Origin of the sequence: Moorena sp. SIO2C4 (assembly GCF_010672485.1) — a bacterium.
Taxonomy (GTDB): domain Bacteria; phylum Cyanobacteriota; class Cyanobacteriia; order Cyanobacteriales; family Coleofasciculaceae; genus Moorena; species Moorena producens.
This window is the reverse complement of record NZ_JAAHGN010000302.1, coordinates 1-7420: the sequence shown is the minus strand read 5'-3', so window position 1 is coordinate 7420 and position 7420 is coordinate 1. Positions and strand designations below refer to the sequence as shown.

The following is a 7420-nucleotide window of genomic DNA, read 5'->3' as shown; positions in this document are numbered from 1 at the left end:
TCCTGTCCCCACGGATTCTGTCACTGTAGGCATTGCCCAGGTTAGTTTGAGTCTGTACCCACTCCATGGGGAAGTCTTCTTGGGTGTAAACTGACAAAGCTCGTTGGAATGCTTCAATGGCAAGTTCAAGATTCTCTGCCCTGTCCCCACGGATTCTGTCACTGTAGGCATTGCCCAGGTTAGTTTGAGTCTGTGCCCACTCAATGGGGAAGTCTGATTGAGTGTAAACTGACGAGGCTAGTTGGTATCGGGCAATAGCTTTTTCCAGATTTTCAGCCCTGTGGTCGTGGATTCTGTTTCTGTAGGCTTCCCCCAGGTTGATTTGAGTCATTGCCCAATAGATAGGGAAATCTGATTTGGTGTAAACTGACAATGCTCGTTGGTATTGGGTAATGGCAAGTTCTAGATTTTTAGCCCTTTCCCCACGGATTCTGTTTCTGTAGGCTTGCCCCAGGTTGGTTTGAATCGCTGCCCAACTTTCCCGCTTACTCTCACGGGTAAAGACCTTTAGCACCTGTTTGTAACCAGCAATGGCGATTTCGATGTTATTGGCTTTATTGCCTAGAGGAAACTGCTGGATCAGATTGCTAAATTCCCAAATAACTTTAGCGATGTATTCTGCTTCAGCTTCTGAGAGTTTAGCACTTGCCCAGGTTTGCAGGATATCAATAAAGTTATCATCCAGTTTGTCTAGGTTGGCTCCCAACAGTGGGTAGACTACTTTGGGGTTGCTATCGCTGTTGTCAGTTGCCAGCAATACCTCTGTCAAGAATTGCAGATAGTCTTGGCATGAGGGATTAGCTGAGCTAGGGGTTTCTGAGATTCCCAGGATTTCTAACAGCTCACTCCTCAGACCCAGTAAAACCTCAGCACGGTTTTGCTTGCCCTCTGCTCTCAGTTGTTCTGCTACTTGTGCCATTACCTGCAATAACTCTGCATCCACTAACTCACGGTTGCTCTCAAGAATTTTGAATTCTTCACCGCTGGGACTCCCTAATCCCTACGGTGCGCGTTCCCTAAAACCCGGAACGAAAGTAACTTACCAAATTAATAATTACCTTAACTATAGCAATAAAAAAAATCGGTCAAGTTTTGGTTAACCCCAATCCTTGACCGAATTCTATTGTGTAAACGTCAACAATTACAGCTTAACTGAACTCAAATCTGAATAACTACTGATCAACTAATACATTCGTCAGTGGTCAGTGGTCAGTGGTCAGTGGTCAGTGGTCAGTGGTCAGCCATTGGCCTTGGCCGTTGGCCACGCTACGCGAATGGTTGATAGCTGATACGCGACACGCTGATAGCTTAAAAATAACCTCCACAATTCCTGGTCGCCAGGGCGTCAAACCCTGGCAAAACCCTATCCTAGTCTACGTAGAAATATCGAATCAAGGTGGTCATAACCTCACCAGGGTTTTCGGTAGGTTCGGGAGTGCTCCACTCGTCGGGATAGGCGTATTTAAGAGCATAAATGGCATAAATAGTATGCCGAACTTGTTCAGGAGAACCGATCAAGATGTGCTTGACTTTCTTAGGTTTCCGACCAGGGTTTTCAGGGTTCTGATTTTCATCGGAGTTAGGCGGAAGATTTTTCGTCATGACCAGTTATTCATTAATTTTGCTGACATTATTAATATATCAATAAATTAATAAAGTTGTCAAGGGGTTTAGATTTTTTTTTATTACGAAATATTGAGATAATGGAGACCGTGGCTAGGTTGATAATTGTGGATAGTTTTGGAATATAAAATCGTTTTTATTCGTGTATATTTTTGATAAAATTAATCCTAGATAAAATGAATCGTAGGGTGGGCAGTGCTTACGAGCAATTACAAAGCTTAGAGTAGCTTTTATAGGCACTGCCCACCGACAGGAACGTAATTAAAAGAATCCTCAGGTGGGCAGTGCATAATACCAAGTTAAAAGTTAACAATCTCGAAGGTAAGCACTGCCCACCCTACGCCATATCTAGATCATGCGATCGCGCTGCTGATCAATCCAAACCAGAACAGCAATTACAGCATCTGGTACAAAACATCGAAGATGGTGGGTTACGGTGCGGATACAAATTGATTGGTAATCCCTCAAAATCCTGGCCGCCCCTAACCCACCCTACGCCATCCCAAACTTATAATTTCCATACTTAATGTCATACCAAAATAAATTAGCAACTCTATCTATAGACTCCTGATTATAATAATTAGTGTAATCATCCCGTTTGTGTTGCTCTATCTTAGGACAATTCAGCTTTAGTCCTAGCATAGACTCCAAGAAAGTTAAGTCTGATTCTAGATTTTCAAAACGGATAACATAATCCACAAGAAACGTGTTATCATCATCAAGTGCAGAGTATGACAGTGAGTAAGCAGACAAATCAGTTAAATGCTTCCCTGCCTTGATGTCCCATGATTTTCCCTTAGTGATCCACTCTGTAAATGGCATTTTTTTGTTGGGATTATACTGTTGTTTCTCCCAAAAGTAGAAGCCATTTTGATCAGGATTTCCAAAGGAGTATACAGAGACAAGCATATCCCAGGGATTTCTAACAGAAGTGAATTTGAAGTAGCTATTCCAGTCCCAACCCATGCGTTTAAAATACTGTTTCAAGATAGATGCTGGCACATGGGGATGGTTGTGTCGTCCTTGATCTGTACTAACACTATCACTGTAAGGATCTAGTGCTTGTCTAATCATAGTATCACCAGACCTAGGCTTGCCAATGAATAGGAATTTATGCTTGTGTGATAGTCTCATTTTATAGCAGTTATTAATTTCAGGTAAAAAGTTCTGGGTTTTAGGGAGTAGGGAGTAGGGAGTAGGGAGTAGGGATAAGCATTCAGCATTCAGCATTCAGCAGTCAGCGGTCAGCCTATTTTATTCAAAAGCACCTCAAGTAGCGTGGCCGTAGGCCAATGGCTGATAGCTGAATGCTTACGAGTAGGGAGTAGGGGTAATAAAATTGACTTTATCTCATAAGTCTGATCAACGCTATAAATTGGATATTATTCAGTTATAAAACAAACCGTCAAACCCTATCCCCCTGTTGGTTATCCCCCTATTACCTATTACCTATTACCTATTACCTATTACCTATTACCTATTACCTATTACCTAGTTTAAAAAGAATACTTTCCGTAGTTGATATCATACTCAAACATCTCGGATACTATTGCTTTGGACTCACTATCATAATACTGACTATAGTGGTCGTGCTTGCTGGTATTTATCTTCAAAGAGTCTAGCTTTAGTCCTAGCTTTGACGAAACAAAATCTAAGTCTTCCTCTAAGTGTTCAACACGGATAACATAATCCACTAGGAAATTATTCTGATCATCAAAAACATAGTAAGGAAGGGTATAGGTAGACAAATCATCAAGATATATTTGCTGCTTCAAGTCCCAGGATTTTCCTGTCTTAATCCACTGCTTGAATGGCATCCTGGTGTTTGGGTTATAGGGGTATTTTTCGATAATGTCTTCGGATACACGGATTGCTCTTGCTGTTTCCCACCAATAAATACCTCGGTGATCTGGCTTGGCATAGAAGTACAGAGAAACCAGCATATCCCAAGGGTTTCGGATACTGATAAACTTGAAGTAGCTGTTCCAGTTCCAACCCATACGGTCAAAATGCTGCTTTAACACAGATGCTGGCACATGGTGATGGTAATGTCGCTTCTTATCCGTACTGGAAATATCGGTGTAAGGATCCAATGCCTTGCGAATACTAGTACTAGCACACTTAGGTTTGCTGAGGAATACAAACTTATGCTTGTGGGATATTCTCATGATAACTGTTTATAGATTTCCGATTTAACAATGGATTTTAAAAAATAATTGCTGGTCAGCTTTTCTTTAATCGGGTGCTGCTTCAGGTAGTGGTGGGTTTCCTCAATTAAAGCAAAATCATCAGCTTTGGCCGCTGCTTCTTGTCTAGACTGGAAGTAAAGGGGATAGTCTTGGCCCAAATACTCTTTTACAGCTGGCAGCGGATTGACTAAAACCGGGGTATTTCTGACGATGCACTCAATGATCGCGTTATTGGCACTGGTGTCATACAACTCCAAATAAGCAATATTCTTTGACAAGACTTCATCATACTCATCATTGGGCAAATAATCAACTATCTGCACATAACTGTAATTGGGCTGTAAATTAAATACTTGTTTTTCAGTGTGTAACATCTCCCCGGAATAGGGTTTACGTAACACCATCTTTTTGTAGTTTTTTACCGGTAAATAGTAGATAGAGTGCATCTTCCGCAACCAAATCCCAATTTGGATAATAGTTGGCTCAGGATTTGACAAAAACTTATCCATCGAAAAGATAACATCTGGGGTTTCCGTAGGATGGATAACGCTAACAATTGGCACATCTAGCTGCTTTTGGAGCCATCGACGAGAGTCTTCAGACAAACAAAATAGACCTTGACAATACTTAATACTTTCTTGCCACAACTGACTTGCAAATATTGCCTGAGGTGACAGGTGTTCTTGAAACCATTTAGGGACATAGGGAGGGCAATGGATGAATCCAATCCAAGGCTCTGTATAAGCAGTTGGGGTGTTGTTACAATCTCCAGGATCCGAACCCCAGGCGAATTTCTTTTCTATGAAGCCATCCACCAAGATTCCAGCATCATTGTGTAAGGCTTTCAAGCTATTCATCGCATAAGACCATCCAGAGCGATGCTCCCCGTAATGATACTGTAAAGCAGAAGCAAGATCGAGTTTTTTCGGATAATCCCCAGAGTCTTCAAACCCTGAATCCTGCTCTTCAGTTTCGGAGACATCAAGGCTTCCGTTACCATTGGATTCCTCAGTTAGCGGTACATAATACTCCTGTAGAATTTTTTTCTCAAAATCAACCGTTGACTCAAACCGCCTGTTATAGGATTGAGGGTCTTCTAGGTAAATTCCTAAAGGTTCCCTCAATAGCATGAATTTAGAACCATTGGTTGAACAACGTAACCAAAATTCCCAATCAGCACTCGCGCCATACTCAATTTCATCGAAATAGCCATTTTTTTCATGGACACTCTTCCGCCATACCGGCATACAATGGGGAAGATTTTGGGAGCCGATCTTACCTTTTTCCTCCCCTTCAGCCCACCACTTTTCTTGAAAAAAGTCTTCAGTTCCAAAATACTCCGGAAATCCCACATACCAGACTGCATGAGCGGTATTATTATCCCAGGTTTCATTGGGTTGCATCGTAACTTTCAGAGGAGCGCAAACCACGTCCACATCAGGATGCTCATCCAAGGCTCTCATATGTTCTTCGATATGTCTGGGCGCTCTGCGGTCATCGAGATTAGCGTTTGTAATATAGTGACCACGGGCTAATCTAATGCTCATGTTCCAAACTTCATAAAGCCCTGGGTCTTCATCCAATTTTATATAGATAATATTCTGATACCTGGTCATATACTTTTTAATCACAGGCTCTTCATTTCCAGGAGAATTGGGATTAACCAATATTAATTCACATTCAGCAAAAACAGTCTGCTGGGTAATATCCTTAAGGAAGGGTTCAATATACTTATCCCCTTTAAATACTGATGTGATTATCGATACTTTTGGTTGCCATTGATAGGTACTAAATGGTCGATTAAGCAGAGTAGATCCTATTAGATATTGCCATTCCGTTAGGTTACTGAATGCATAAGAATTGAATGGAGAATTATGAGCAGCTGAAAATGTAGTAAATTGCTCTATCCAATCAGAAATTGTTTCTGTTGGTTGGTAAGGGGTAATGGTTAGGGAGTTTTTTAACTGCTCAGCCATAGTGGTAAAATTCCCAGCATGATAAGAGCTCCATGCTAACCAAACTAAGGAATTATAATCGTGATTTTTAGTATTGGTATGGCTATAGACTGGATTCTGAGCATCAGGTAATCGGGGTTTGTAGATAATCGGTTGCTTACTGTTTTGATAAATTGTCAAAAATTGGTTAACGATATAATTATCCATGTGACCAATTAGGTCATAATCTACTTTATTTATATCAGCTATTTCTTGATAATAATTATAACGCGATGGAGCAAATATTTTGGTAAATTTAAGGGCAGATTTTTGCCAGATTTCGTAGCTATAGTTGGTAGAGTGCTTGACATGATAAGCAACGGGAGAGACTAAGTCTTTTATGGTTAACCCCTGTTGCCAAGCAATCACTGGTACCCAGAAATCCCAAAAGGGAATACCAAGGCAAAAGTCAGAGGATGGGAATTTTTCCAGCAGTTCTTTTTCAAAAAAGAACACATCAACCCCAACATCGTAAATCTCACCGTTGATTGATTCAGCAGTATCAATATCGACTCGTGAAGCGAGCAGAATAGAGTCTTGAGTCTGCTCTCGAATAAATTCTGTAAAATCCTGCTCAGCTTTTAAGATAATATCTGCGTTAACAATTCCACAGATTTGGCTACCGTACTGACGCAAATAGGATAAGAGGTCATCAATGTAAACATAAGGCTTACCATAATGCTCTCGTCCATCTCGAAATACTCTGTGAAATTTAATGTCTTGATATAAAGGCTGGAGTTTCTCAATCTCTTCTATAATATTTAAAGAAACAACCTCAAATCCTAGAGTAAGCCAGCTATTAATAGCGGCTTGTTGCTTCTTAACATTTCCTGGTGCAATACTGGTTACGATGACAAGGGTTTCAGTTGTCATTAGTCATTGGTCCTTTAGGAAAGGGAATAGGGAGTAGGGAGTAGGGAGTAGGGAGTAGGGAGTAGGCAACAGGCAACAGGCAACAGGCAACAGGCAACAGGCAACAGGCAACAAGGAAAAATCCTCTGTACCTCATGACTATGAAAATTGCTATATATCGATGCTATCAGACTTGATATTATTGTTTTGTTGATATTAAACCCAGTTACCACAGACAAATTTAAATTTTTTATTAAGTTATCGACAATTTTTTATTAAGTTTTATTAAATGCAACAGAAAACACAAAAGGTGAAGGGGTATTGAAAACTAACAAATGACTACCAATAAATACAGCCTTTCCTAGTAACCGTAAGCTAAATCTAAATTTTCTTGCCTACTCCCTACTCCCTACTCCCTAAAACCTGAGAACTCAAATAATGACAGACAAACAAAAAAGCGCTCTCCAGATGGAGAGCGCTTTTTATTAACTTAGCTGATTAAGCCAAGTTAAAATTAACCGTTGATGACTGGAGCAGTCAAAGCTACAGGAGTAGCTTCAGCCGCAGCTAGGTCTAGAGGGAAGTTGTGAGCGTTACGCTCGTGCATTACCTCGAAACCTAGGTTGGCACGGTTTAGTACGTCAGCCCAGGTGTTGATCACGTGACCTTGTGAGTCAATGATGCTCTGGTTGAAGTTGAAACCGTTGAGGTTAAATGCCATGGTGCTGATGCCCAGTGCAGTAAACCAGATGCCGATTACAG

General features: G+C 40.8%; 7 protein-coding genes and 1 pseudogene. 1 reads left to right on the top strand and 7 read right to left on the bottom strand.

Annotation, left to right across the window (positions count from 1 at the left end):
- A partial coding sequence (locus tag F6K20_RS16955; RefSeq protein WP_287295390.1) for a tetratricopeptide repeat protein occupies positions 1-943 on the bottom strand: 943 nt, incomplete at its 3' end.
- A 425-nt stretch (positions 944-1368) separates the two neighbouring features.
- Positions 1369-1602: a hypothetical protein gene (locus F6K20_RS16950; RefSeq protein WP_071986844.1), complete on the bottom strand. Its 234-nt coding sequence runs from the start codon at positions 1600-1602 to the stop codon at positions 1369-1371.
- 305 nt (positions 1603-1907) lie between these two features.
- Between F6K20_RS16950 and F6K20_RS16945 the strand changes: the two genes are divergently transcribed.
- The gene (locus F6K20_RS16945; protein ID WP_287295388.1) at positions 1908-2150 is read left to right on the top strand and encodes a hypothetical protein; all 243 of its coding nucleotides are present in this window, start codon (positions 1908-1910) and stop codon (positions 2148-2150) included.
- On the opposite strand, the gene F6K20_RS16940 is transcribed toward F6K20_RS16945, so the two are convergent.
- The 5 genes and pseudogenes from F6K20_RS16940 to F6K20_RS16920 form a co-directional block, all read right to left on the bottom strand.
- The gene (locus tag F6K20_RS16940) at positions 2116-2853 is read right to left on the bottom strand and encodes a sulfotransferase family 2 domain-containing protein (protein ID WP_287295386.1); all 738 of its coding nucleotides are present in this window, start codon (positions 2851-2853) and stop codon (positions 2116-2118) included. The genes F6K20_RS16945 and F6K20_RS16940 overlap by 35 nt on opposite strands.
- A gap of 266 nt (positions 2854-3119) precedes the next feature.
- The gene (locus F6K20_RS16935; RefSeq protein ID WP_287295384.1) at positions 3120-3791 is read right to left on the bottom strand and encodes a sulfotransferase family 2 domain-containing protein; all 672 of its coding nucleotides are present in this window, start codon (positions 3789-3791) and stop codon (positions 3120-3122) included.
- On the bottom strand, positions 3788-6679 hold the full coding sequence (locus tag F6K20_RS16930) for a glycosyltransferase (protein WP_287295382.1): 2892 nt from the start codon (positions 6677-6679) through the stop codon (positions 3788-3790). Before F6K20_RS16930 ends, F6K20_RS16935 begins: the two co-directional genes overlap by 4 nt.
- Positions 6669-6815 carry a hypothetical protein gene (locus F6K20_RS16925; RefSeq protein WP_287295380.1) on the bottom strand — a complete coding sequence of 49 codons (147 nt, stop codon included), beginning with the start codon at positions 6813-6815 and terminating at the stop codon, positions 6669-6671. Before F6K20_RS16925 ends, F6K20_RS16930 begins: the two co-directional genes overlap by 11 nt.
- 357 nt (positions 6816-7172) lie before the next feature.
- Positions 7173-7420 (bottom strand): annotated as a pseudogene (locus F6K20_RS16920) (photosystem II q(b) protein); the annotation flags it as partial.